Annotated in this window: 17 protein-coding genes and 4 pseudogenes; 16 read left to right on the plus strand and 5 right to left on the minus strand. The window is 65.8% G+C overall.

Translation table 11 applies throughout. From position 1 onward, the window contains the following. Nucleotides 1–176: 176 nt before the first annotated feature. The 6 genes and pseudogenes from ACWEO7_RS33445 to ACWEO7_RS33470 form a co-directional block, all read left to right on the plus strand. Nucleotides 177–317: pseudogene (locus ACWEO7_RS33445) on the plus strand (integrase core domain-containing protein); the annotation flags it as partial. Nucleotides 318–353: 36 nt separating this feature from the next. Further along, nucleotides 354–548, plus strand: a pseudogene (locus tag ACWEO7_RS33450) (transposase); the annotation flags it as partial. 316 nt (nucleotides 549–864) lie between these two features. Then, a pseudogene (istA, locus tag ACWEO7_RS33455) lies at nucleotides 865–2,336 on the plus strand (IS21 family transposase). Continuing rightward, a pseudogene (gene istB / locus ACWEO7_RS33460) lies at nucleotides 2,333–3,105 on the plus strand (IS21-like element helper ATPase IstB). The pseudogenes istA and istB overlap by 4 nt, the downstream one beginning before the upstream one ends. Before the next feature lie 242 nt (nucleotides 3,106–3,347). Next, entirely contained in the window at nucleotides 3,348–3,932 is a 585-nt protein-coding gene (locus ACWEO7_RS33465; protein WP_452429211.1) for a GNAT family N-acetyltransferase, read from the plus strand. A gap of 234 nt (nucleotides 3,933–4,166) precedes the next feature. Further along, nucleotides 4,167–5,336: a cytochrome P450 gene (locus ACWEO7_RS33470; RefSeq protein ID WP_452429212.1), complete on the plus strand. Its 1,170-nt coding sequence runs from the start codon at nucleotides 4,167–4,169 to the stop codon at nucleotides 5,334–5,336. 659 nt (nucleotides 5,337–5,995) lie between these two features. On the opposite strand, the gene ACWEO7_RS33475 is transcribed toward ACWEO7_RS33470, so the two are convergent. Next, nucleotides 5,996–7,222, minus strand: coding sequence for an epoxide hydrolase family protein (locus ACWEO7_RS33475; RefSeq protein ID WP_452429213.1), 1,227 nt, complete (start codon nucleotides 7,220–7,222; stop codon nucleotides 5,996–5,998). Nucleotides 7,223–7,325: 103 nt separating this feature from the next. On the opposite strand from ACWEO7_RS33475, the gene ACWEO7_RS33480 reads away from it, so the two are divergent. The 7 genes from ACWEO7_RS33480 (at nucleotide 7,326) to ACWEO7_RS33510 (ending at nucleotide 16,069) form a co-directional block, all read left to right on the plus strand. Then, a complete protein-coding gene (locus ACWEO7_RS33480) occupies nucleotides 7,326–7,895 on the plus strand; it encodes a CGNR zinc finger domain-containing protein (RefSeq protein WP_452429214.1) in 570 nt (189 codons plus the stop codon). Between the two features lie 218 nt (nucleotides 7,896–8,113). Continuing rightward, entirely contained in the window at nucleotides 8,114–9,904 is a 1,791-nt protein-coding gene (locus ACWEO7_RS33485; protein WP_452429216.1) for a choline/carnitine O-acyltransferase, read from the plus strand. Between the two features lie 111 nt (nucleotides 9,905–10,015). Continuing rightward, nucleotides 10,016–11,443 (plus strand): MFS transporter, encoded by a 1,428-nt coding sequence (locus tag ACWEO7_RS33490; protein ID WP_452429218.1) that lies wholly within the window; start codon nucleotides 10,016–10,018, stop codon nucleotides 11,441–11,443. Nucleotides 11,444–11,522: 79 nt separating this feature from the next. Further along, nucleotides 11,523–12,704, plus strand: a complete 1,182-nt coding sequence (locus ACWEO7_RS33495) for a pyridoxal phosphate-dependent aminotransferase (RefSeq protein WP_452429219.1) — start codon at nucleotides 11,523–11,525, stop codon at nucleotides 12,702–12,704. Then, nucleotides 12,701–13,738 carry a 2-hydroxyacid dehydrogenase gene (locus ACWEO7_RS33500; protein WP_452429220.1) on the plus strand — a complete coding sequence of 346 codons (1,038 nt, stop codon included), beginning with the start codon at nucleotides 12,701–12,703 and terminating at the stop codon, nucleotides 13,736–13,738. Before ACWEO7_RS33495 ends, ACWEO7_RS33500 begins: the two co-directional genes overlap by 4 nt. A gap of 121 nt (nucleotides 13,739–13,859) precedes the next feature. Then, entirely contained in the window at nucleotides 13,860–15,113 is a 1,254-nt protein-coding gene (locus ACWEO7_RS33505; RefSeq protein WP_452429222.1) for an MAB_1171c family putative transporter, read from the plus strand. A gap of 134 nt (nucleotides 15,114–15,247) precedes the next feature. Further along, a complete protein-coding gene (locus tag ACWEO7_RS33510; protein ID WP_452429224.1) occupies nucleotides 15,248–16,069 on the plus strand; it encodes a DUF1206 domain-containing protein in 822 nt (273 codons plus the stop codon). 3 nt (nucleotides 16,070–16,072) lie between these two features. On the opposite strand, the gene ACWEO7_RS33515 is transcribed toward ACWEO7_RS33510, so the two are convergent. Together ACWEO7_RS33515 and ACWEO7_RS33520 are read right to left on the minus strand one after the other, a co-directional pair. Continuing rightward, nucleotides 16,073–16,963: a class I SAM-dependent methyltransferase gene (locus ACWEO7_RS33515; RefSeq protein ID WP_452429226.1), complete on the minus strand. Its 891-nt coding sequence runs from the start codon at nucleotides 16,961–16,963 to the stop codon at nucleotides 16,073–16,075. Between the two features lie 3 nt (nucleotides 16,964–16,966). Then, complete coding sequence (locus tag ACWEO7_RS33520) at nucleotides 16,967–18,331, minus strand: flavin monoamine oxidase family protein (protein WP_452429228.1); 1,365 nt, start codon at nucleotides 18,329–18,331, stop codon at nucleotides 16,967–16,969. Between the two features lie 233 nt (nucleotides 18,332–18,564). Between ACWEO7_RS33520 and ACWEO7_RS33525 the strand changes: the two genes are divergently transcribed. Next, nucleotides 18,565–19,812 carry a cytochrome P450 gene (locus ACWEO7_RS33525; RefSeq protein ID WP_452429238.1) on the plus strand — a complete coding sequence of 416 codons (1,248 nt, stop codon included), beginning with the start codon at nucleotides 18,565–18,567 and terminating at the stop codon, nucleotides 19,810–19,812. Between the two features lie 201 nt (nucleotides 19,813–20,013). Here ACWEO7_RS33525 and ACWEO7_RS33530 read toward each other — a convergent pair whose 3' ends face one another. Continuing rightward, nucleotides 20,014–20,664, minus strand: coding sequence for a TetR/AcrR family transcriptional regulator (locus ACWEO7_RS33530; protein WP_452429230.1), 651 nt, complete (start codon nucleotides 20,662–20,664; stop codon nucleotides 20,014–20,016). 413 nt (nucleotides 20,665–21,077) lie between these two features. Between ACWEO7_RS33530 and ACWEO7_RS33535 the strand changes: the two genes are divergently transcribed. Continuing rightward, on the plus strand, nucleotides 21,078–22,157 hold the full coding sequence (locus ACWEO7_RS33535; RefSeq protein ID WP_452429232.1) for an ADP-ribosylglycohydrolase family protein: 1,080 nt from the start codon (nucleotides 21,078–21,080) through the stop codon (nucleotides 22,155–22,157). Between the two features lie 45 nt (nucleotides 22,158–22,202). On the opposite strand, the gene ACWEO7_RS33540 is transcribed toward ACWEO7_RS33535, so the two are convergent. After that, on the minus strand, nucleotides 22,203–23,105 hold the full coding sequence (locus ACWEO7_RS33540; protein WP_452429234.1) for a LysR family transcriptional regulator: 903 nt from the start codon (nucleotides 23,103–23,105) through the stop codon (nucleotides 22,203–22,205). A gap of 48 nt (nucleotides 23,106–23,153) precedes the next feature. Here ACWEO7_RS33540 and ACWEO7_RS33545 point away from each other — a divergent pair. Next, the coding region (locus tag ACWEO7_RS33545; protein ID WP_452429236.1) for an MFS transporter at nucleotides 23,154–24,580 on the plus strand (1,427 nt) is incomplete at its 3' end.

Genomic DNA, 24,580 nt, shown 5'->3' on the forward strand with positions numbered 1-24,580 from the left:
CCAGCAGCGCTCCGACATGCCGGCGCGCACCGGCCATCGAGTCACCGTGCTCACGGATCCGATCCTGATACATCCTCACCGCCCGAGCGCGAGTCCCCTCGTCGAACTTCCGTGGTGCCGCCATGGCTGACAGTCTCCCTTGCTATATCAGGAGTCTCCAGCCAGTCCAGGACGGTTCAATTGCCGATGTCGAGTACGCGACCGCGGCATGGGTCGAGTGGTACAACAACCGGCGCGTGCATTCGAGTCTGGGCATGATCTCCCCGGCTGAGTTCGAGGCGGCACATTACGCTGACACAGACCGATGGGCCGAGTGACTACCGGCTCGTAAACCACCCGCAGAAAAGCCGGGACGGATCATCAAATCCTCCCAGCGCCTGGGCCGTCACCGGTGGGTGATCGAGCGCACGATTTCCTGGCTGAACGGCTACCACCGCCTCGACATCCGCTACGACCGCAAGGCCACCCACTTCCTTGCCTTCCTTGCCTTCCTCACCCTCGCCGCGGCACCGACCTGCTACAAGAAACTCGCCAAATCAGCCACATGAGACATGCTCTTAGCTCCACAAACCACCAGTTCAGGCTCGGTTTCCCACCGGACCTGACCTGTTTTGTTCGGCCCGACCCCACGGAAACCCACGGTTTGCACTCTGGTTTGCCAGCGGACGCCGGATAATCCGGGTGGGCGGACATGTGGGTCCGGGCTGGCGGACATGATTTCTCCGGATTGGCGGACATCAGGATCTCCGGGACACGCCTGAATATATGCGAAACGGGATCTCTTCAGGCGGGTTGGCTGGCGGTGTGTGATCGCTTGCCAACTGCGTCGAAGGGATCCCGTTGACCAAGTCTGACAGGGAGGTCATGGAGATTCTGGAAGCGTTCGACCTGACACGCTGCGCGCATTCGGCCGCGGCGCTGTCGGGGGTCGATGAGAAGACGGTGGCCCGGTATGTCGCGGTCCGCGACGAGGGTTGTGATCCGCTGGCCAAGCAGCGGCGGGCGCGGTCGATCGACCCGTTCATGGGCAAGATCGAGGAGTGGGTGGACAAGTCCCAGGGCAAGATCCGCGCTGATGTGGTGCATCAAAGGTTGCAGGCGATGGGGTTCACCGGCACGGATCGGTCGACTCGTCGTGCGGTCTCCGAGGCGAAGATGGCGTGGAAGGCCGGTCACCGGCGGAAATACCGGCCGTGGCTGCCGGAACCGGGTATGTGGTTGCAGTTCGACTGGGGCGAAGGCCCGAGGGTGGCGGGTCGTCGGACGCAGTTGTTCTGCGCGTGGCTGGCGTGGTCGCGGTTCCGGGTGGTAATCCCGTCGTGGGATCAGACCCCGGGTTCGCTGGTTCTCGGGATCGATGTGACGTTGCGTCGGATCGGTGGCGCGCCGACGTATCTGCTGACCGACAACCGAGAACGGTGACGGTGGACCGGATCGCTGGGCTGCCGGTGCGGCATCCCGAAATCGTCACGGCGGGGCGGCATTACGGCTGCAAGGTGGAGACGTGTGAGCCGTTCGACCCGGAATCCAAGGGCGGGGCCGAGCACACGGTGAAGATCGAGAAAGCCGATCTGGTGCCGACCACAGCCAACCTGTTGCCGGAATACTCCTCGTTCACCGAGCTGGCCGATGCGTGCTGGGCGTGGTGCGAGCGGGTCAACGCGCGCCCGCATCGCGAGACCGGGGTCGCGCCGATCACCCGGCTCGGGGTCGAACGGGCGCATCTGCATGTGTTGCCGACCGCCCCGCATGCGATCGCGTTGGGTGAGGAACGCCTCGTCGGTGACGATCAGACGATCCGGTGGGGATCGGTGCGGTATTCGACCCCGGACGGGTATCAGGGGCAGAAGGTCTGGTGCCGGGTCGCTGGTGAGGAGCTGGTGATCACCGGGAGAAACCCTCGAGGGCTGGCCGAGATCGCCCGCCATCGGCTCTCGACCCCAGGTAATCCACGCATCCTCGACGAGCACTACCCGCATCACGAGGGCGGGGATCTGCCGCGGGTGCGGAAACTGCGGCCCCGAACCGCCACCGAGATCGCGTTCCTCGACCTCGGCGAAGGCGCCCGCCGCTGGCTGACCGAAGCCTCCGCGTCCGGGGTGTCGCGCATCCGCGCGAAGATGACCCGCGCGCTCGAGTTGGCGGCGTTGACCGGACCGGAGGCGGTCGAGGAAGCGCTCGGTGTCGCCGCGGTCGCGGGCCGCTTCGACGACGGTGACCTGGCCGCCATCGTCGATCACCTGGCCAAGTTCTCTCACCTGGCCGATGTCGTGCGCGCCGACGAGGCGCACTCGGTCCAGCCCGGCACCAGCAACTGGGGGAGGTTCGGCGCATGACCCATCCCAAAGCCCCGGCGCTGCCAGAGGAATTGGACAAGATCTGCCGCCGGATGCGGCTGCCCTATCTGCGCAAAGCCGCCCCGGACGTGCTCGCCACCGCCCGAGCCCAACGCTGGGACCCCGCCGAAGTACTGCGGGTGCTGCTGTCCGGAGAGGTCACCGGGCGAGACTCCGCGACCCGGCGCCAGCGCCGCAAGAACGCGAACTTCCCCACGGCAAAACGTTCTCCTCATGGCCGCCGGAGGAATCGACCATCCCCGAAGCCACCCAGAACGCCCTGGCCACCCTGGAATGGGTCGGCGGGCACGAGAACCTGGTGGTCGCCGGAGCCTCCGGCACCGGCAAGAGCCACTTCGTCGAAGCGCTCGCGCATTCGGCGATAGAGAACGACCTGCGAGTGTCGTGGTTCACCCTCGAATCCCTCGCGACCACTATCGGCAAGGCCAAAGCCGACGGATCGATCGCCCGCGCGGTCGCCCGCATCTGCGCCTGCGACCTGATCGTCTGCGACGACATCGGCATGCTGCCCGTCGGCCCGGACGCCGCCGAAGCGTTCTACCGCGTGATCGACGCCGCATACGAGCGCCGTTCCATCGCGGTGACCAGCAATATTCACCCCAGCGGATTCGACACGATCATGCCCAAGACCTTGGCCACCGCGGCAGTCGATCGGCTCCTGCACCACGCGCATCTCGTGCTGACCAAAGGCGATTCCCACCGACTCGCCGAAGCACTCGCCGGCAAGGGAGTGATGCCCTTGGCCTGAGCACCCACCCGGAGAACTGATGTCCACCCGCCCGGAGACCTGCTGTCCGCCCAACCGGACCCGTTAAGTCCACCCGCCCGCAGAACCCGATGACCGTTGACACTGGTTTGTATCGGATGGGCCGGTGGGTGTGGTGATCCCGGGCCGATACCATTGGCGACTTCCCCCGGGCGAGGTGACGGTTGCCCGGATCGAAGTAGCGCCTTGGCCGATATCCTGTGCATATCGTGGGGAGGCCGACCATGGACGATGCTCTGCAAATACCGCATCTGAGAGCCACCGCAGACTTGGAACTCCGCCCGTGGTCGTTGTCTGCGGCAGACCTCGAGCTTGTCAGGGAAGCTTCTGCCGACGACCTGATTCCTATAACCACGGATCCGGCGACCTTCTCGCGCGAGGCCGCAACGCGGTTTGTCGAACGCGAGCGGCAACGAGCGACCGATCGAGCCGGATACCCGATGGTGATCGTCCGGCGACGGGACAACACACCACTGGGAAGTATCGGCCTGTGGTTGAAGGACATCGACGAAGGCCGCGCATCGCTCAGCTACTGGGTGGTCCGCTCTGCCCGCGGCCATGGCGTCGCCGCGCATGCTCTGGCGGCAATGGCTACCTGGGCGCTGGAAGAGCTGCATATCCCACGACTCCAGCTCTTTGTGGAACCTTGGAACCGCGCTTCGATCCGCACTGCGGAGAGAGCCGGTTTCGAATGCGAAGGGCTCCTCATATCGTGGCAGAAGGTCGGCAATCGACGCCGCGACATGTTCATGTACGCGCGCCTGGCAGCGGGAACCCTTGCCGAGGCGGATCGGACTTGCACCGGTTAGACCTCGATGGCCGGTTGTCCGGCCGTCGCGGGTGATCGTGAACCGATATCACTGCTGGCACAGTGTTCGATAGGCCCGGCGGTGCCGGGTGCTCACCTCGTGCTCGATCCCCACGGCCTCGCTTGCAAAATTACTCGAGACTATGCTTGATCTGCGTTTGTACGCACCGCCAGTGGATAAATCCGCTCGAAACATCTGATGAATCGCTCACCCTCTCTATGAGAGGACCGTCCGATGGGTTTTGCAGAGATGCGCCGGTTCCGGCGTGATCCGTTAGGTTTCCTCGAGAATCTGCGCCGGACCAGCCCGGTAGAAGTGTTCGGGCTGCCGTGGGGCGGGTGGTGTGTCGGCGATACGGGTCTGGCGCTGAGGGTGTTGAGTGACCGCGCTTTCAATGCGGGGAAGTCCGGGTTCTTCGGTTCCATGCTGCCTTCGCGGTCTGCTCAGGTCGATTTCGGCCGCGCGGTGCGCGCGATTCTGCGGACACATACGCCCGAGTATCGCGAGTCCCTGGCGGCGGCGGTGATCGAAATGCCCTCCGTCACCCGCTGGCCCGCAGCGGGGGTCGAGCTGGTGTATCGGTGCACCGCGCACCTGTTGCTGCACCCCGATGGCTCTCCCGAGTTGCGGCAGCTACTGGAGCGAAACGCACGCGTCGGCGCGCTTCGCCCGGCGCGAATGGTGCAGCGGGCGCGGGCGCAGCTGTTGCGCGCCAAGCTGTCCACCGCGCTGAACGAGCAGATCCGGGACCGGCGCAGCACCACCGGCCGCGGTGCGGAAGCCGAACCGCGGGATCTGCTCGATGCCGTGATCGGTGCCTGTCCCGACGGCATCGCCGATACAACGGTGGCGCAGCTGTATGTGCTGATGTACCGGTCCATTGTGGGACCACTGGGCTACTCGCTCGCGTGGTCGGTGCTGCTGGGCAGTCTCCACTCTCCCGGCGCACCATGGCCTTGGCCCGTCGACTGGGTGGTACGTGAGGCCCTGCGGCACCGGCCGGTCTCCTGGATGGTCAGCCGTCCCGTCCCCTATCCCGCCGAGTTCGGGGGGATCCCCTTCCAGACCGGCGACCTGCTGTCCGTCAGCCCCTATCTGCTCCATCACGACAACAAACACTGGACCAGACCAGGAGCATTCCAACCCGACCGCTGGATTCGACCGAGCGAGCACGGCCCATTTGTGCCCTTCAGTTCCGGCCCCTTCACCTGCGCCGGCGCCGCGGTCGCCCACGATCTGGTCACCGACGCGGCCACCGCCCTCGTCGAGAACACCTCTATGCGCGTCATCAGCGGCGGTGATACCCGCCCGATCGTGACCAATGCCGCGACCCCCAGGCCGTTCACCCTGCGGCGTACCCCACAAGCTCTGTCCACGCCCGACCGAGCCCCAGGAAGGAGGTGACATCATGATCAAGGCATTGCTGTTCATCATCACCAACACGCCGACCCGTACCTGGAACCCCGCTCAATACGGATGATTCTGCTACCGGCTGGATAGCTCGACCAACGCCAGGCGTGGATGAAACGACCCGAGATCCCCAACCTGTGTGGCGGGGATTCGGGGACACCATCGTGGTCCGCCTGGGGTGATCACACCCGCGTGCGGACATGTCGCAAGCGCGGCAGGGGCAGGTTCGTGTGTCGACCTCGGCCAACGGCACATGCGCCCCGTCGGCGAGGGGACGACCCGCGGGTAGGACAACGACCTGCTGTTCGGTACGCAGATCCTCGGTGTCGAATCCGGCTGTCGTGTCGTCGTAGGGCCGGTGCAGAGAGCAACGTCTGCACGCCCGTTGCGCAGCAGGAATGGCCGCAGAGCCACGGCGTGATCCCGATCGCATACGGTGACCGCGCCATCGACCGGATCAAGGCCGCCGCACCGGGCGGCGTCGAGGCCTTTCTTCTCTTAGCTCCACTCGTTGAAGAAGCCGCAGGTCACCCGCCTGCGGCTGCTTCGTTGTGCGGCATTGCGCGATCAACAACGCGGTGGCTGTGTGTGTTGTCTGTCAGCCGGACCGCCCAGGGCTTCATGGCCGGGCGCGCTCGGCACCCCGGTCGCGTTCACCGATTGGCGTCCAGCACTGCTGCGAGGCCTTCTTGTAGGTCCTTGACGAAATACTCGGGTACCTCGAGTGAGGGGAAATGTCCGCCGGTTTCGGGCGAGTTCCATCGGACGATCTGTCGGTACCGCTCCTGTGCCCAGGGGCGGGGGCACTTCTCGATGTCGCGGGGATACACGGTGATTGCTGACGGGACGTCGACCCGAAGTTCGGGGTCGAACGAGTTGACGCCACCATGGCTTTCGTAGTAGATGCGGGCCGACGACGCGCCGGTCCGCGTCAGCCAGTACAGGGTGACGTCGTCGAGAATGCGGTCTCTGGAAATCGTCTCGAACGGGCTGTCCTCGGTATCGCTCCACTCGGCGAACTTGTCGAGGATCCAGGCGAGAAGCCCGACCGGTGAGTCGACGAGCGAGTAGCCGATGGTCTGCGGTCGGGTCGCCTGCTGCTTCGCGTACGCCGCGCGGTGGCGCGTCGCCGATCCGCTCCAGAAATCGCGGGTTTCCTCCGTCCATTCGCGCTCGGTCGCCGTCAGTCCTTCCGTTGTCAACCCGGGCGGTGCCTCCGCGAGCGTGGTGTGGATGCCGAGAACATGCGCCGGGAACCTGCCGCCGAGGACCGTGGTGATCACACCTCCCCAGTCGCCGCCGTGGGCTGCGAACTTGCTGTAGCCGAGCCTTTGCATGAGTTGCACCCATGCGGCCGCGATCTTTTCGATTCCCCACCCGGTGGTGGCCGGCTTGTCGCTGTAACCAAAGCCTGGTAGCGACGGGGCCACGACGTGGAACGCCGGCGTGTCCGCGTCCTTCGGATCTGCCAGCTCGTCTACTACATCGATGAATTCGGCAATGCTGCCAGGCCAGCCGTGCGTCAAGATCAGGGGAGTGGCATCTGCGCGCTCGGATCGGCGGTGCAGGAAGTGGATTCCCAGATCGTCGATGGTCGTGCGGAACTGGCCGATCCGGTTGAGGCGCGCTTCGAACGACCGCCAGTCGTACCCGGTGCGCCAGTAGTTCACGACGTCGACGAGGTCGGCGAGAGGAACGCCCTGTTCCCATCTGCGAGGGTCGGGGGCGGCGCGATAGACCGTCTCGGCCTCCGGTAGCCGCGCTGTGGCCAGTCGCGCACGTAGATCGTCGAGGACGGCGTCGGTCGCGTGAGCTTCGAATGCTTGCACGTCGACGGGATCGGGCGTGAAGACCGGATCGAGGTGGCCAAGTGCGGGCATGAGACCTCCTGTTCATCGCGAAACCGGCTACGGCCTTTCGGGAACCGGCTAAGACGGTTCTAGCATGGCTCCGCGTCGTCCGGCAACCAGCTAAGGTGGTTCCATGCCTGCTGGGCTCCCTGACTTTCGCCTCGGTAACGTGCTAGCGACCAGCTTCACGGGGACTCTGTCCGAGCGCCATGGCGACCCTGTGGAACGCATTCCCACGCCGCAGCGACTCGTCGACTGGCTGGTCGTGTACGGCCTGGCCGTGGACTCCTGCACTACCGCCCAGTTGGAACTCGCCTGGGAACTGCGGGAATCGATTCACGCCGTCGCGACAGCGGCCGCGATCCGAGAAGCTCTTCCCGCGTCTGCTGTCCAGGTCATCAATGACAGCAGCATTCGGGGTCGGGCGGCGGCCATTCTGACATCCGAGGGCAGTCGTCAATGGCGACTCAGCTCCGCTTCCTGCGTAGAAGATGCCCTAGGCGTGATCGCCGCCGACGCGATCAGCATCATCGCAGGCGAACGAGACGGAAGACTGGCCTTGTGCGCCTCGCCGACCTGCCGAGCAGCCTTCTTCGACACCAGCCAAAGCCGCACCCGCAAATGGTGTGACATGAACACCTGCGGGAATCGTCAGAAGAAGGCGCGCTTCAATGCCAACCAGCGCAAGAACACTCGAGGCTGACTACAGCCAGCCATGGTATGGCTTGAGTCCGGCGCGGTGCGGGCCGGTTTCGCACCGTCTGCGGCCGAGCGGAGCGCCTCGGCTACATGCTGGCGCCCCATGCCGGTGACTTCGAACCTCGAACCGTAGTTTATGGTTCTGTACTCCGCCGTAATGGCCGCACCCGGCATTCCCACCACTGGAGCCAGTCGTTGCGGTGGCGATGAGACACTCTGACGGTGAGCGACAAACCCGTCGGCGAGATGTCCGGCAGCACAATCGGTTACGACGACGAATTGCCGCGGCTCCCCATCCCGACGTTGGAGGAGACGTGCGAGCGGTTTCTCGAGCGGTGTTCGCCGTTGCTGACCGACGAGGAACTGATGGCCACGACAGCGGCCGTGGATCAATTCCTTGCGTTGGACAGTGCGGCCCGGACGTGGCAGGCCGAGATCGAGCGATTCGATCGGACGCCGGGCGTCCACAGTTGGCTCGACGCCTTTTGGACATCTCGCCATCTCGGCTACCGCGACAGTATCGCGCTCAGTGCGAATTCCTTCTTCTTGCTCACGGACTCGGAGCACGGTCAACTCGAACGTGCCGCCGAACTGATCGCACGCGCCGTCGCGTACAAACTCGAACTCGACGCCGAGATGATTTCGCCCGTGATTCTTCGTGGCCGCCCGGTGTCCATGCACCAGAACCGGTGTTTGTTCTCCACCACCCGAATCCCCGGCATCGAATTCGACGCCGTGCGCTCCGCTCACAGTGCCGGAGCACCGGGCTCGTCAACGGCCCGGCACATCGTCGTACATTTCCGTCGTCAGGCGTTCCGAATGGATGTCCTCGCAGCGGACGGTACCCCACATCGCATCGAGGATCTGATCGCCGGGCTGGAGGCGATCAGGGGAGCCGATCCGGCCGCGGAGCCGTCGCCGGGAGCGCTGACAACACAACCGCGCGCGGCATGGGCGAGGGCCCGCCAGGCTCTCCTCGAAGATCCGGACAACGCCGCCGCGCTCGAGACGATCGAGACGGCACTGTTCTGCGTCGCGCTCGAGGACTTCGCGCCCCGAGACGAACGCTCGGCCTGTAACGGGCTCCTGCATGGTGACGGCGAGAACCGCTGGTACGACAAGGCATTGACATTCATTGTGTTCGCCGATGGTCGCGCTGGCGTCAACATCGAGGAGTCCGGCCTGGACGGAACCACGGTTGCCGGCTTCTGCGACGCGATTCTGGCGAATGCGACAGCCATCTCGGCGGGCCGGACCGGCCGAGCGCCCGCGATATCACCGATCGAATTCCGTTTCGATGAGGACCTGCGGCACGAGATCCGGCAAGCCGCGGCCGACTTCGGCAAACAGGCGGGCGAGATCGCCACGGAGGTGGTGACGTTCGACGACTTCGGCTCGGATACGGCCAAACGTCTCGGAATATCGCCGGATGCGTTGGTGCAAGTGGCTTTCCAACTGGCTCATCAACGGTCCAGGGGATTCCTTGGCAGCACCTACGAATCCGTAGCCGTGCGGCATTACCGCCACGGCCGCACCGAGGCGCTCCGGGCGGTCACCCCCGAAGTCGTTCGTTTCGTGGCATTGATGAACGACTCGACCGCCACGCACACCGACCGCGCCGAAGCGCTACGTGTCGCGGCGGGTGCACACGTCGCCAACACCAGAGAATGCCAGGAGGGGCGTGCTCCCGAACGGCATCTCGTGGAGCTACAGCGAATTCAGCGTCAGCACGGCGAAAAGCCGCTCGCGATCTACGAATCTCCCGGCTGGCGGATTCTGCGTGACGACTATCTCAGTACCAGTGCTGTGTCATCGGTCAATGTTCGGTTCTTCGGCTTCGGGCCGCCGACCGCCAATTGCATCGGGATCGGCTATATCCTGCAGCCTGGCAGCTTCGGCGTACACCTGAGCGGTTCCAGGGGCATCGAACAACACATGCTCGAATTCGCACACGCCCTCTCTGTCGCCATCCCGGAGTTGTGCGCCCTGCTCGAGACGACATCCGTCGGCTAGCTTTGCGTATCGATGACTGCTCGTCCGATAGCCAGGAGTAGATATTCCACCCGAAAGTGAGTGGGAGTGAAAGCCTACCGAGAGCTTCTGGCAAATCGGACAGTATGCAATATGGTGCTGATCAGTCTGCTGTTCCGGACTGTTCTCAACTCCCAATCCCTGCTGTTGGTAATGCATGTGCGGCACACGTTGCACCTCTCCTACGGTGCCGCGGGCCTATTGAGCACTGTGGTCTACCTGTGCATGGCCGGAACCGAGCTGCGGCGCGGCCCGCGTCTCGATCGATTGGGCTTGCGCCCAACCATGGCTCCATCGATCCTGGTAAACGGGATCTGCTGGCTCATAGCGCCATTCGCTCCGTTTCCGGTGTTGCTGTTGCTCGCGGCGTTGGCGGGATGGTTCGAAATACCGGTCATCAATGTCGCGAAACAGGCCATTACGGTCGCCACGACCGAACGCGAGCGGAGGCCCGCGCTCGCCGCGTACGAGGTGACCGCGGATGTGTCGCTGTTGGTCGGGCCGCCGCTGGGTGTCGCGGTGATGAATATCTGGGACACGGCGATGGTGCTGCTCGTGGTCCGGTTGGTGGCCGTGGGTTGCGGTGTCCTGTTGCTGAGACAGAACCCGCCGCTGCGAACCGAGACGAGCGAAGTGCCACGGCGGGTCCCACGGCGATCCTGGTTGCAGACCGGCTTCGTGACAGCATGTGTCGGATACGCCGCAGCCGCTGCCGTCCTCTGTGCGGAGGAACTGAGTGTCATCACGGCCATGCACGACTTCCATGCCAAGCACGCGATCGGACTGGTGCTGGCCATCGGCGCAGCCGGTGCGGTGGCCGGTGGGTACGGGTACGGCGCGATCTCGAGAACCATCTCGCCCTACGTTCTGCTGGTCGGACTCGGAATCGGCGTGTCGCTCTGCGCCCTCGCGGTCGGGCCGGTTTCGCTGGCCATAGCCGTTTTCGCGGTCGGCGTGCTGGCCGGTGCTGTTTTCCCGGCCTGTACCGATCGGATGAGTGCTGCTGCTTCTGAGGATGCCCTCGGGGAGGCCCTCGGCTTTCATTTCAGTCTGATGTGGGTCGGCGTAGCCATGGGAAGTATCGGGGCGAGTCAGTCCGTCGACTTCGCCGGTTCGTCAGGAGGCATCCTGGCCGCAGCCACGATCGGTATCGGCGCCGGAATCGGGCTGGGCCGGATCGCGGCTCGTGCCGGGCCCATTCCCGGGGCGTCCGGCCAAGTGAATCGAGCATTCATCGTCACCGCGACCAGGCGGATACTGGATATCGCGCAGATCACCCTTGCTCGAAATGCCGATGGTTCACTCGACGTCCGACTCGGCGGAATTTACGCCTTCGAGAAGAAGGTGAAACAGCCGGTTGCCGGACATCGCAACGGAACGGAATCCTCGGCCGTATCGTCACTGGATTCCGAGGCTGCCGACCTCGGTCGAACCGGAATAAAACAATTCCCGACGCCTTGGACCGAAACTCCTTCCTCTCCTCAGCGAAAAGGCTCACCGTGGAGCCGGCCACTCGCTTGAACTCCACGGTTTCGTCAACTGCTGTGGCTGCCCGGCTATCGCATCAGCATGCAACTAGTATTTCGGAGGTCGACCAACCGTGACACTTATCCGTACGCACAGTTCGAATCATCCGAATCCACTCGGGCACATAACCAGCACCACCTACGAGAGGCGTAGTCTCGATCGCGCCGTAAATTTATCGGACGCGCATTGCCGCCAACCGCTGACGCCCTCCCAAGTCGAAATTGTCGAACGATTTCCAGAGTTGTTCCACGAGGCGCGAAATCAATCGCAGTCCGAGCTGGAAGAGGCGTTCCTCACCGCTTTTCTGCGCCTGGCCGGCGAGCCTATGCATCAGGATGCCTCCAGGTATATGCTGTCGTATTCCGCATCATCCGCGATAACAATGGTGGTAAGCCACTGCGCTCGCGCGGGAAAGCGAGTCGCGTTGATCGAGCCGGTGTTCGACAATATCTCCTCGATCTTGCGCCGAGAGAATGTCGAGCTCGTGCCGCTGCTGGAACAGGATTGCACCGTCGAAGACCTGCCTGCGGCGATGGCTCGGCTCGATCCTGCGGTGGTCTGGCTGGTCTCGCCGAACAACCCCACCGGATGGACGCTGTCCGAACCGCGGTTCAGAACGTTGGTTCAGTGTTGCGTCGACCGTCGTTGCACCCTGGTTCTGGACTCGTCTTTTCGATTCTTCTCACCTCTGCCGAGCGGTTGGTCGCAGTACGAGGTCCTGGAAGAATCGGGAGTCTCCTATATTGTGCTCGAAGACACGGGCAAGACCTGGTCCACCAGCGAGATCAAAGTCGGATTGACGGTATGCAGTCCGGATATGTACCCAGATATGTACCGGCTGCACGACGATCTGTTGCAGAGTGTCTCTCCTTTCCATCTCCGGGTGCTGACGGAATTCATCGAGGACAGTTCGAAGAATGGCATCGAACACAGCATCCTTCCTTCCGTGCTGGGAAATCGGGCTATTCTCCGCTCGATTCTTGCGGACGGGGGGCTGGAATTCGTCACCGAATTGCGATCGCCCGTCTCGGTGGACTGGCTCCGGCTCCCAGAGGGACTCGAGTGTGAGGATTTCGTCCATGAGGCGATCTGGGAGGGAGTGCACGTGCTACCCGGAACGAACTTCTTCTGGAACCAGCCGGAGCGCGGGCGAAAGTTCGTCCGCGTCGCCTTGGCTCGCGATCCGCAACTGATGTCGGCGGGTGCGCAGTTGCTGCGAGACACCGTAGTCCGGCTCGCCGCGAAGGATGCATGACCGTGCGCGGTCGATCGAGCCGTTATCGCGCCTTGCTCACCGGGGCTGAATTGAAGGCAGCCGAAATCGAATGGCTTCGTCGGCAGAATATCGAGGTAGAAGTCTGCCGTCACGACCTGTCCGAAGTCGAATTGGCGCGCGCTCTGCTGGACAAGGACGCATACATTCTCGGTGGTGTAGAGCGTGCGACCGCTGCCGCGTTGTCCACTGCCGACGACCTCAAAGTCATAGCGTTCATGGGTGTCGGGTACCACGCATACATCGATACCGCGGCAGCGACCGCGGCGGGAATCGCGGTGACCAACGCGCCCGGAGCCAACGCACGCGCGGTCGCGGAATTCGCGATCGGTCTCATGCTCGATGCCTGGCGCAGGATCACAGACCTGACGGTGGAAACGAAGGCCGGTCGATGGCCCGAGACCCGGGCGCGCGACCTTTATGGGAAGACGCTGGGCATTGTGGGAATGGGGACCATCGGCACCATCGTTGCCCGGATAGCGGTCGGCGGGTTCGGGATGCGAGTGGTCTACGTGAGTCGAACAGCCAAACGGGAACTGGAACGAGACATCGCCGCTCGCCGGGTCGAGCTACCCGAGCTGCTCGCCGAGTCCGATGTCATCAGTCTCCATGCTCCATACGGCCCGCAGACAGCCCGGATGATCGGCGCGGCACAACTCGCTGCCGTCAAGCCCGGCGCGATTCTGATCAACACTTCCGAAGCGGAGCTCGTAGATCCGGCGCCGTTGCGAACCGCGTTGCTCGACGGTCGCCTCGCGGCCGCTGCCATGGACGGCTACTACGTCGTGCCCGCGCCCTCCGACCAGCACGATCCCTTCGGGTTGATCGCGTTGGGCAACGACAAGCTTCTCGTCACGCCGCACGCGGCCGGCGCTACCGAGGAGTCCTACCGCGCGATGCTCGCGGCTAATGCCGAGTCGGTCGCGAACATCCTCGAAACAGGAGAAGACCCACGAGTGGTAAACCCTGGCTTTCGCGATCATGCCCATTGGCTGCCAGCGCGCCACCGCCGCTAGGACGTCGGCACAACCGTCGGATGTGGATCATACGGCCGGGAGGGGCGACGGCTCGCTCAGGTGGCGGATATGCTCGCGGGTGCTCGGTGAGCGGTCGGTGGAGCCGAGGTGGAGTGGTTCGATGATGTTGTCGCCGCTGCCGGGGATCATCGCGTGGCCGGTGCTCGGGTATACCTCGGTTCTGATCGTCGGAAGGCTGCTGCTGTTCCGCGACACGATCGCCGATCAATTCCTGAACCGGATATTGCTGTGGTGCCTACTCGGACTGGCGTTGTATCGGTGCACCTGGACGCCCGCTGTCATCGAGTTGGCGCAGCTTCCAGCCCTCGGCTGTCTTGTCGCGATGTCCATGTACATGCTCGGTCTCGCTCGATTCTGGGATGCCGACAGCGATGTGACGGCGATATGGCGCCGCCAGCGCGTCTACTCCCGCGTCGCGGTGGTCTCGGCGGTCGCCATCCTCGTCGCGGGTTGCCACGCCCACGCTCGGGGGCGGGCCATCGATATGGGTTCCGATCTCGACGGGACGGTGCTGGCAATCGCTTTCGGCGGACCGATGGCGATCAGTGCGGCGATGCTGCTGTGGGTCGGCAGCCGGTGGCTGCGCCGGACCGAATCGGCGAAAGAGAAGGTCTTCTACTACACCCTGATCATCGACTCCGTCTACAGCCTGGCCAATCAGGTCCTGTCCACGATGCAGGTACTCACCGGATGGCCCGAGCTGGGGCCACATCTTCCGCGTGTGGAGTTCATCACCGTCGTCTGTTTCGTTTCGAGTTCGACGCTGCTCGCGGTACCGCTGGGGACCTGGCTGATCGAGCGCGTAGGCCTGGACCGGCCTACCCGCTCCTGCCGCAGGCTGCGACCGCTGTGGCGCGATCTCACCGAGGCGGTGCCGGAAATCGTGCTCTTGCCGGACACCGACGCGCGAGAACCGGTGCTTCCGGCGACGCGCTTGCTTCGGATGGCGGTCGAGGTACGCGATGCCCTTCTGCATCTGCGACCATATTTGCCGGAAGAACCGGGTGATCCGTGGGCGGACGAATTGCCCGTCCACACCGAGCATTACGCGCACAAGCTCGCGTACGCCGTGCGCGCCAGGAAGGCTGGTGTGCAGCCGGTCGGAGCGGAGGTCATCCTGGGTCCGCCCCTCGGGGCACGAGATTTCCACACCGATCTGCAGCACCTGCTCGCCTTGGCGCGAGTGTGGCCGCGAGCCCATGCCACTCTCGGTAAGGACGAGCGCCGGGCGGTCCGCGAAACGGTGTTCCGGCAGCGACTCCGTGATACTCGTGTTGCGGCACACCCCGCGCCTTCGCGCCCGGTGGCTGTCACGCGAAGCGCACACCGGCCTTCGCGCGACGAGCACCCCTGAGCCGCGCACCCCGGCACGGTGAACCTGAGGGGCATCCCGCCGCCGCGATGGACAGGTGCTTTCTCCACGGACTTGGGTATCCGGTCGGTGTCCTGCGGCGGTCTCCGTCGTACTACCTGGGACGGAGGAGCAGCATGACTCACACGACTCACACCGGTCTTTCCGACACCGCTGGTCGCGTCGCCCGGAGCAGCGTGTTCGCGCGATTCGCCCGCGCGGGCTATGTCATGTCCGGCCTCGTGCATCTGCTGATCGGCTACATCGCCATCCGGCTGGCGTTCGGTGGCGGGGGGAGCGCCGATCAATCCGGGGCGATGGCCGAACTGGCCGATAAGCCGGGCGGGGTGTTCACACTGTGGGCCGGTGTGGTCGCGTTCGTGGCGATGGCACTGTGGCGGCTGGTGGAGGCGGTTTTCGGCAGCGCGTCGAAGCCGGACACCGGCAGCTGGAAGTCCCAAGTCTTCGATCGGGTCAAAGCGCTCTCGCTGTGCGGTGTCTATCTCGCGTTCGCCGTGACCGCGTTCCGTTTCGCCAAGGGCAGCGGGCAACCGAGCAGCAGCCAGAGTGTGGGGCTCACGGCACGCCTGATGCAGAACACGGCGGGGACGATCGCTCTTGTCGTGGGTGGGCTGGTCATCATCGCGGTCGGCGGCTACCACGTGCACAAAGGCGCCACGCAGAACTTTCTCGACGATCTGAGCGGACACCCGAGTGCTTTCGTGCGGCGGCTCGGCACGGTGGGATACATCGCGAAGGGGCTGGCCGTCGCCGCGGTCGGGTTGCTGGTGATTCTCGCCGCGACCGAATCCGATCCGAACAAGTCCGCAGGACTGGACGGAGCCATCAAGACGCTCGGCGCGCAGCCCTTCGGTGTGGTTCTGCTCCTGATCGCCGGGCTGGGCATCATCACCTACGGGCTCTACAGCTTCGTCATGGCCCGCAGCGCCAAGATGTAGCGCCTACCGCACGGCGGTCAGAAGCCTTGGTTGCCGCCACAGCTCGTCGAGCTCCTCGGGCAGATCCGGGACCGATCGCCCGTAGGACGCGGCGAGTTGACTCGGACTGTCGCTGCGCACCGACCAGCCGTGTCCGGCCAGCCACCGGGCGGGATCGGCTCGCTCGTCGTCGTAGAACAACTCGGCCGGATCGATGTCGCCGAACGGGTTGCAGCGGTCGAAATACTTCTTCTCGATGTTCGCGAAGCGTTTGACGTCGGTTCCCGCCACGAAGCTCTCCACGGCCAGCTCGCTGCCAGGGGCGGACCAGCCGTCGATGTGCTCGAAGAGCTTGTCCTGCGCGGCCCCGGGTAGATAGGGCAGCAGGCCCTCGGCGGACCATGCGGTCGGTTCGCCGGGTTCGAAACCCGCGCTGCGCAGCGCGGCAGGCCAGTCCTCGCGCAGGTCGACGGCCACCCGGCGCCGATCCGCCTTCGGCCGCGCGCCGTTCTCGGTGAGGACTTTCTCCTTGAATTCCAGAACTTTGGGCTGGTCGATCTCGAACACCGTGGTACCCGCGGGCCAGTCGAGGCGGTATGCCCGCGCGTCCAATCCGGCGGCGACGATGACGGCTTGCCGAACGCCCCGCGCCGCGGCCGACGAGAAGAAGTCGTCGAAGAACTTCGTGCGGAAACCCATGAACCCGGGAACCAGCGGGATGTCGTCCAGTTGGGAAGGGTCCGCCAACAGTCCGTTGAAATGCTGATGGCCCGAGGCCGCGACGAACAGGGGCGCGTAATCGTCCCGGATCAACGGATCGGGAGCGGATGTCTCCAGCGCCCGGAACGTCGCGACGCCCAACGCGGTGAGTCCGACACTACTGACGATGTCCCATACGTCTCCCTCGGTTCGCATGGGTCAGCCCACCACGGCGGTCTCGTGCTCCAGCACTTCGCTGGCCGCGCGTTCGCCCGAGCGAATGGCCCCGTCGATCCAGCCGCACATGACCGCCGAACTCTCGGTGCCCGCCCAGTGGACGCGGCCACACGGCTCGCGCAGAGCGTGGCCGAATTGGGTGAGCACACCGGTGGGCGCGTGGCTGAGCATCCCGCCGCCGGAATAGCGCTCGGCGCTCCAGTCCTGCTCGATGTAGTCGACGGGCGAGCCGGCCTGCCGGCCGAATCGCTCGACGAGTGCGTCGAGGATCGCGCTGCGGCGCTCCGCGTCGTCGAGCCGGGCCAGCTGTCGTGCGATGGGTCCCTCGATGATGACGCACAGGACTCCGGGCCGCCCGGTGTCCGTGCACGCATCGATGGTGATCGTCGCGGGCGAACCCGGCGCGGCGGACTGTCCCGACAGCCCGTCACCGCGCCAGAACGGCTCGTCATACACCACGGAAACCTTGATGATCGAACCGCTCGGCATGCGCTGATGCAGGAAAGCGCGATCGGCGGGCAGCATCGGCCGGTACGAGATCTGGCCGGCGATCGCGAGGGGAACGGTGACGATCGCCCGGCGCGCGCGCAGCCGGAGGTCGGTCGCGCGGACGGTCACCCCCGAGTCGTCCTGATGGATGCAGCGAACCGGCTGCGAGAGGTGGATCGCATCGCCGAGTTCGGCCGCCATCGGACGGTAGATCGCGCCCATGCCGCCGACCGGCCGCGCGTCCTGCGCCGCGTCTTTGACGCCGAGGACGAAGCTCGGCCCGCCACCCGAGGCCATCTGGTACAGAACGAACAGCAACGAGACCTCCGAAGCCGCCGAGGTGTAGCAGCCCGCGATGGCGGTCTCGAGCAGATCGTGCGCGGGCTTGGAAAGAACATTGGCTTCCAGCCAGTGCGCCAGGCTGACCTGATCCCATTTGTCGGCTTTCTTCGCCGCCCACGGCGCTTCCAGCGGAACCGACTTGCACATATGTCCCAGCTCGAGGAACACCGCGCCGAGGTTCATCGACGCCCACGGGCTCATCGTCCACGGGATCGTGCCGGTGTAGCGGTGCTGCTTGCCGTCGACGACCATCATGGCCTCGCCGTCGGTGTACTGCTTGTAGCTCGGTACGCCGAACTCGGTCATCAGCGCTTGGATACGGTCCTGCCCGGGCCCGATCCAGGCGCCGCCGCGATCGATCCACGTCCCGTCGTCGCGTACCTGGGTGAAGGTGCGACCGCCGAGCCGGTCCCTGGCTTCCAGCAGCGCCACCGATCGACCCATCTGTTTCAGCCGCAGCGCGGCCGTCAATCCCGCGAATCCCCCGCCGATTACGCAAAAGTCGACGTCTGTCATGGCGTGCCGTCCTCGGGTTGCAGTTTCGCGCACGGCCGCCGTGCTACTGCGCTCGACCGGCGCACTCGACACAGCGGGTGCGATTCGCCTTCGATCAGGTCAACGCGTCGAATATCGGGGCAATTCTATAGCAACTTGCAGTGACGGGTCATCTCGAGTCGTTTCCGGTGCGGACGGCCTGCGAGCTGCTTAGGCTCACGAATCTTGCTGCCCGATCGCCTGGAGCCTCCTCGATGACGACGTCCCCGCCCTCTGCACACAGCCGCGCACCGCACGGTTCGCCGATCGACACCGACGGCCCGCGGATTCCTTTGTTCGCCGCGGAATTCGCCGCGGACCCGCACAGCGCCTATCGCGAGATGCGGGCGCGTTACGGATCGCTGGCGCCGGTGGAACTGGCCCCGGGTGTGCCTGCCACCTTGGTGCTCGGGTATCACACCGCCGTGCGGATCTTGAACGATCCGGAGCACTTTCCGGCCGACCCCCGCACGTGGCAGCAGGACATCGCCGCCGACTGCCCGGTGCTGCCGATGATGCAGTGGCGGCCGAACGCGTTGCGCAACGCCGGAGCCGAGCATGCCCGCTATCGGCAGGCCAACGTCGCGGGTCTGGCCAAGGTCGACCTGTACGGCTTGCACGACACCGTGGCGCAGCTGGCGACACCGTTGATCAACTCGTTCTGCGCGGACGGGTCAGCGGATATCGTGCGCCAGTACGCTTTTCCGCTCGCTTTCGCGGTGCTGAACGCGATGCTGGGTTGCCCGGCCGAGATCGCGCAGCGCGCCGCGACCGGTATGGCCGCGATCTTCGAGGGCGTCGACGCGGAACGCGGGAACAAGATGCTGACCGATTCGCTGGCCGAGTTGACGGTACTGAAGCGGGCCGATCCAGGCGACGACATCACCACGCGCATGCTCCGGCACCCGTCCGGGCTGAACGACACCGAGATGGTCCACCAGCTGGGCACGCTCTACGGCGCGGGCATCGAGCCGCAGCAGAATCTGATCGTCAACACCCTGCTGCTGATTCTCACCGACGAGCGGTTCGGCGGCAGCGTGCTCGGTGGCAGTCTATCGAGCCGGGACGCGCTCGACGAGGTGCTGTTCAACGACCCGCCGATGGCGAATTTCTGCTTCAGCTTCCCGAAGCAGCCGATCCTGATCGACGACGTCTGGTTGCCCGCCCATCAGCCGGTCGTGATCAGTATGGCCGCCTGCAACACCGATCCGACGATCCGCGCCGAACGCTACGCAGGCAACCGCGCCCATCTCGCGTTCGGCGGCGGGCCGCACGCGTGTCCGGCGAACTCGCTGGCTTACCTGATCGCCCAGGACGCGATCGATCAACTGCTCGACGCGCTGCCGGAGCTACGTCTCGCGGTGCCAGTCGACGAGCTGACCTGGCGTCCCGGTCCGTTCCATCGAGCGCTGACCGCCTTGCCGGTCGTCTTCCCGGAGTCGCAGCCGCTGCCGCTGCCGTAGTACACGGGCCGGGTCGGAAATGCGAAAGCCCGATCGCTGACCATCTCGGTGACGTGCACGGTGGGCCGATATCCGAGCTACCACCTACACCGTGCCGGGAGGCATGGTCGCCGCGGTCGGCGGGCCGGTCCGCCAGGCCGGGGCACCTGTTCGCGCGGAGGCGTACGCGTGCGTCGGGTGTGCTTCGGTGCGCGTTCGGAGTTACCCGGCATCCGCGAGCAGCCGGTAACGGATCTCCAGCCCGTCCAACAGCGATTCCAGACCGACTTCGAAGGCGTCCCGATCGATTTTCTGCTGCCGCTCGGCCAGCAGGTGCGCCTCGTTCAGGTGCGGATAGGCGTCGGCGTATACCGCGACGTCGGAGGGGAAGCCCGCGGCGAACGATCCCAGCGACGCTCCGGTGAGGAAGTAGCGCATGGTCGTGCCGACCGTGGTGGCCTCGCGGCGCGGCCAGCCCGCCGCGACGAGGCCGCCGAAGACCGCGTCGGCCATGCGCAACGCGTTGGGTCGATGGCCGGGACCGCTCGCCAAGGCGGGAACGATGTGCGGGTGTGCCGCCATGGCGGTGCGGTAGGAACGGGCCCAATCGCGCAGTGCCGAGCGCCAGTCCCGATCCGCGGCCGACAATCCCTCGAACATCGCGATGTCGACTTCGCCGAGGACGGCGTCCACGACGGCATCGATCAGGTCGTCCTTGGTGCGTACATGGTTGTACAGCGACGGGCCTTGCACGCCCAGCTCGGTGGCCAGGCGCCGCGTGGAGACAGCGGCCAGACCCTCGGCGTCGACCAGGGCGAGGGCGGTGTCGATGATGCGATCGCGGGTAAGCAGCGGTCGGCGTGGTCGTGCCATGGGCTCTCCTTTCCCTCCTCGCATTCTCGCAGGCGCGGAACCAGATACTTGCGCCGCTAGTTTCAGCGCCCTACGGTGCGGCGGAAAACTTGCGCCGCTTATGTCCGGCAACTTATGCGTCGAGCGCAGTGACAGTGCTCCATAGCTGCGGCCGGACTGCACGCCTTCCGCCGCGCACCCGCGGCCCGTCGTCCTCGTCCACGGACCTAGCTCAACGCCTATGAAACCTTCGCGTACCTGTCGCCGCGGCTGGCGCGGGCCGGTTATTGCGTCTACGCCTTCAATTACGGCCGGTCCGGCGTGCTGGAAGGCGGTGGTATCGGTCCGATGGAGGATTCCGCCCGGCAATTGCGCGATTTCGTCGAGCAGGTGCCTGCCGCGACCGGTGTGGATCCGGTGGATACCGTGGTCTCGTGGCGGATTACACGGCAGTCTTCGATCGGGTCAGGGGTTCTCTGCTGGGCGGGGCGGTGGGTGACGCGCTCGGCTGGCCGATCGAATTCCTACGGCTGGACCAGATTCGGCAGCGGTACGGCGACGAAGGCGTGACGGGCTTTCTGCCCCAGCACGCCCGGGACGCACCGCAACAGATCACCGACGACACTCAGATGACGCTGTTCACCGCGGAGGGACTGTTGCGCTCGGGGCCCGGCGCCGATCCGGTGCCCGCCTTGCGCCGAGCCTATCTGCGCTGGTTACAGACTCAGCGGCAGGAGGCGCCCGCGCCACACGTCGACGGGTGGCTGGCGAGTCTGCCCTTCCTGTACGCGGTGCGGGCGCCCGGGAACGCGTGCATGTCCGGTCTGGGACAGCAGTCCCGGGGATATCTCGCACCGGTCGCCTTCGGTGCGAGCGGGCCGGTGAATCCGCATTCGAAGGGGTGCGGCACGGTCATGCGGTCGGCGCCCTTCGGATTGTCCGGAATGGGGCCCGATCTCGCGTTCACCACCGCTGCCCGGGCCGCGCAGCTGACCCACGGGCACCCCACGGGATATCTCGCCGCGGGGGCGTTCGCGGCACTGGTCGATCGGGTCGTGAGCGGAACCGAGCTGCCGATCGCGTTGCGGGAGACGATCACCCAGCTCGCCGCCGTCCCTTCGAGTGCGGAGACGGTGGCGGCGCTGACCCGAGCCGCGGAATTGTCCGAGCACCCGGTCTCCGCCGAACAGGTCGAGCACGTGGGGGAGGGGTGGGTCGCCGAGGAATGCCTGGCTATCGCCGTGTACTGCGCCTTGTACGCGGCCAGGACCGGAGACGCCCGCGGCGCGCTGCTGCTGGCGGTGAACCACTCCGGCGATTCCGATTCCACGGGCGCGGTGGCGGGAAACCTGGTCGGCGCCGTCCACGGTGTCTCCGGACTGCCGATGGAGTGGGCGGCTGCGGTCGAGGGACGCGACGTGCTGGTGCGGGTCGCCGATGACCTCGTCATGAACTTCGGGCTCGGCGACCGGTCCGGACTCGCCGCCCGCTATCCCGTCGACGAAGGCCTGTGAGCACCTCGCGCACCTGATCGCGAGGACGCGGCGCTCACTCGCCTTTCACGGTCCGGCCGATCGCACGCACACATCGAGCACGCGGCCGCGCAGCCATCGATGAGCCGGATCCGCGTCGAGCCGGACATGCCACAACAACGACACGGTCACCTCCGGAGCGCGGAACGGCAGATCGAACGAGTGCATGCCCTGCCGCAGGATCACGGTGTGCCGCTGCGGGACCGTCGCGACCAGGTCCGAGGCCCTCGCCAGCGCCAAGGCCGCGCCGAAGCCGTCCACGACGGTGACGACCTCGCGCCGGTGGCCGGTCGGGTGCAGCGCCTGGTCCACCAGTCCCTCGCCCATGCCGCGCCGGGAGACGTGCACGTGCCGTGCGGCGGCGTACCGGGCCGCGGTGATCTTTCCCGCACAGAGCGGATGTTCGATACGCACCACCCCGATGAACCGGTCGGTGAACAGCGGTCGGCTCACGATGTCGGGCGGCAGCGCGCGCTCGATGACTCCCGTCTCCAGGTCGATGGTGCCGTCTCGCAAGGGATCGGTGTCCTTCTTCGTCTTCCGCACGAACCTCAGTCGCACCTCCGGCGCGGCGTGGCCGATCTCGGCCACCAGTTCGGGTCCGAACCGCTCCACGAACCCGTCGCTGCTGCGCACGGTGAACGTTCTCGCAAGCTCGGCCGGGTCGAGGTGATCGGCGGGCCGCAGCACCTCCTCGGCCTCCCGGACCAGGCCGCGCACGCGGTCGCGCAGCTCCACGGCGCGTGGCGTGGGCACCAGTCCCCGGGCCGCCCGTACCAGCAGCGGATCGCCGGTGGCCCGGCGCAATCGCGCGAGCTGACGGCTCATCGCCGAAGGACTGAGCGCGAGCCGCTCGCCTGCCCGCGTCACGCTGCCCTCCTCGAGCAGAACGTCCAAGGTGAGCAGCAGATTCAGATCGGGCCGCGCCATGGGCACACGATCTCACAGTGCTCCCGGGATATGGCGTGCAGTGCACAGATGAGTTTCCATCTTTGCGTCTTCCGCCAGGTGAAAGCGGGGCCTAGCGTCCACAGCGTCATCCATATCGAAGAGGTCGTCTTGAAATCAGCAGAACCCCGCCTACGGACGTCGTACGCCCGTCGTCCCTCCTTGCCTCGGACGCTGCTCGCGCTGTCGTTGTCCATGCTGTTGCCCTCGCTGAGCATCAGCATCGCGAATGTCGCCCTACCGACCATGGCGGTGGCGTTCGACGCCTCCTTCCACCAGGTGCAGTGGGTAGTGATCGCCTACCTGCTGGCCACCACGACACTGGTCGTCGGCGCGGGCCGTCTCGGCGACATCGCAGGCCGGCGCCGCCTGCTGCTCGGCGGTATCGGGGTGTTCACGGTCGCGACCATGTTGTGCGGTCTGGCTCCGGATCTCGTCTTCCTGGCCGCTGCCCGCGCGCTGCAAGGAGCGGGCGCCGCGTGCATGATGGCGCTGACGATGGCCTTCGTCGGCGAGACCGTGCCGAAGGAGCGCACCGGCAGCGTCATGGGACTGCTCGGGACGATGTCGGCGGTCGGGACCGCGCTGGGTCCCTCTCTCGGTGGAGTGCTCATCGCGGCCTGCGGCTGGCGTGCGATCTTCGTCGCCGTCGCGCCGCTCGGGTTGCTCACCCTGGTCCTGGCCGAGCGCCTGCCGACCGGTGCCGCACCGGAAACCGGAAGCGCGCGTTCGCGTTTCGACATCCCCGGTACAGCGCTGCTGGCGCTCGCGCTCGGCGCCTACGCCCTGGCCATGACGATCGAAGGAAACGCGGTCGGCCCGCTCGGTATCGGATTGCTGCTCGTCGCCGGAACGTGCCTCGCGTTGTTCGTCCGCACCGAAACCCGCGTTTCCGCGCCGCTGCTCAGGCTCGGGATGCTCCGCGATCCGCTCCTGGCCGCGGGCCTGACGACCAGTGCGCTGGTCTCGACCGTCATGATGACCACGCTCGTCGTGGGTCCCTTCCACCTCGCCCGCGCTCTGCACCTCGATCCGGCCGCGGTCGGTCTGGTGATGTCGGCCGGTCCCGCGGTGTCGGCCCTCACCGGCGTGCCCGCGGGACGCGCTACGGACCGCTTCGGAGCGAGGACCATGGTGAGCGTCGGGCTGGGCGGTGTCATCGGCGGCACCGCCGCGCTCGCGCTGCTGCCCGCGAGCGCCGGGGTCATCGGCTACGTGCTGCCACTGGTAGTCACCACCCTGGGATACGCCCTGTTCCAAGCGGCCAACAACACGGCGGTCATGCGAGACGTCGACCCGCGACAGCGGGGCCTCGTCTCGGGCATGCTGAACCTTTCCCGCAATCTGGGTCTCGTCACCGGTGCGTCGGTCACTAGGGCACCATCCTTTGCGCGGATCTTGTTACGGGGTTCGTGGAAGGGACTCGGGGGGAGCCGGGGTGACGGCCTGGGTCGGTC

The organism is Nocardia sp. NPDC004260, assembly GCF_053603155.1.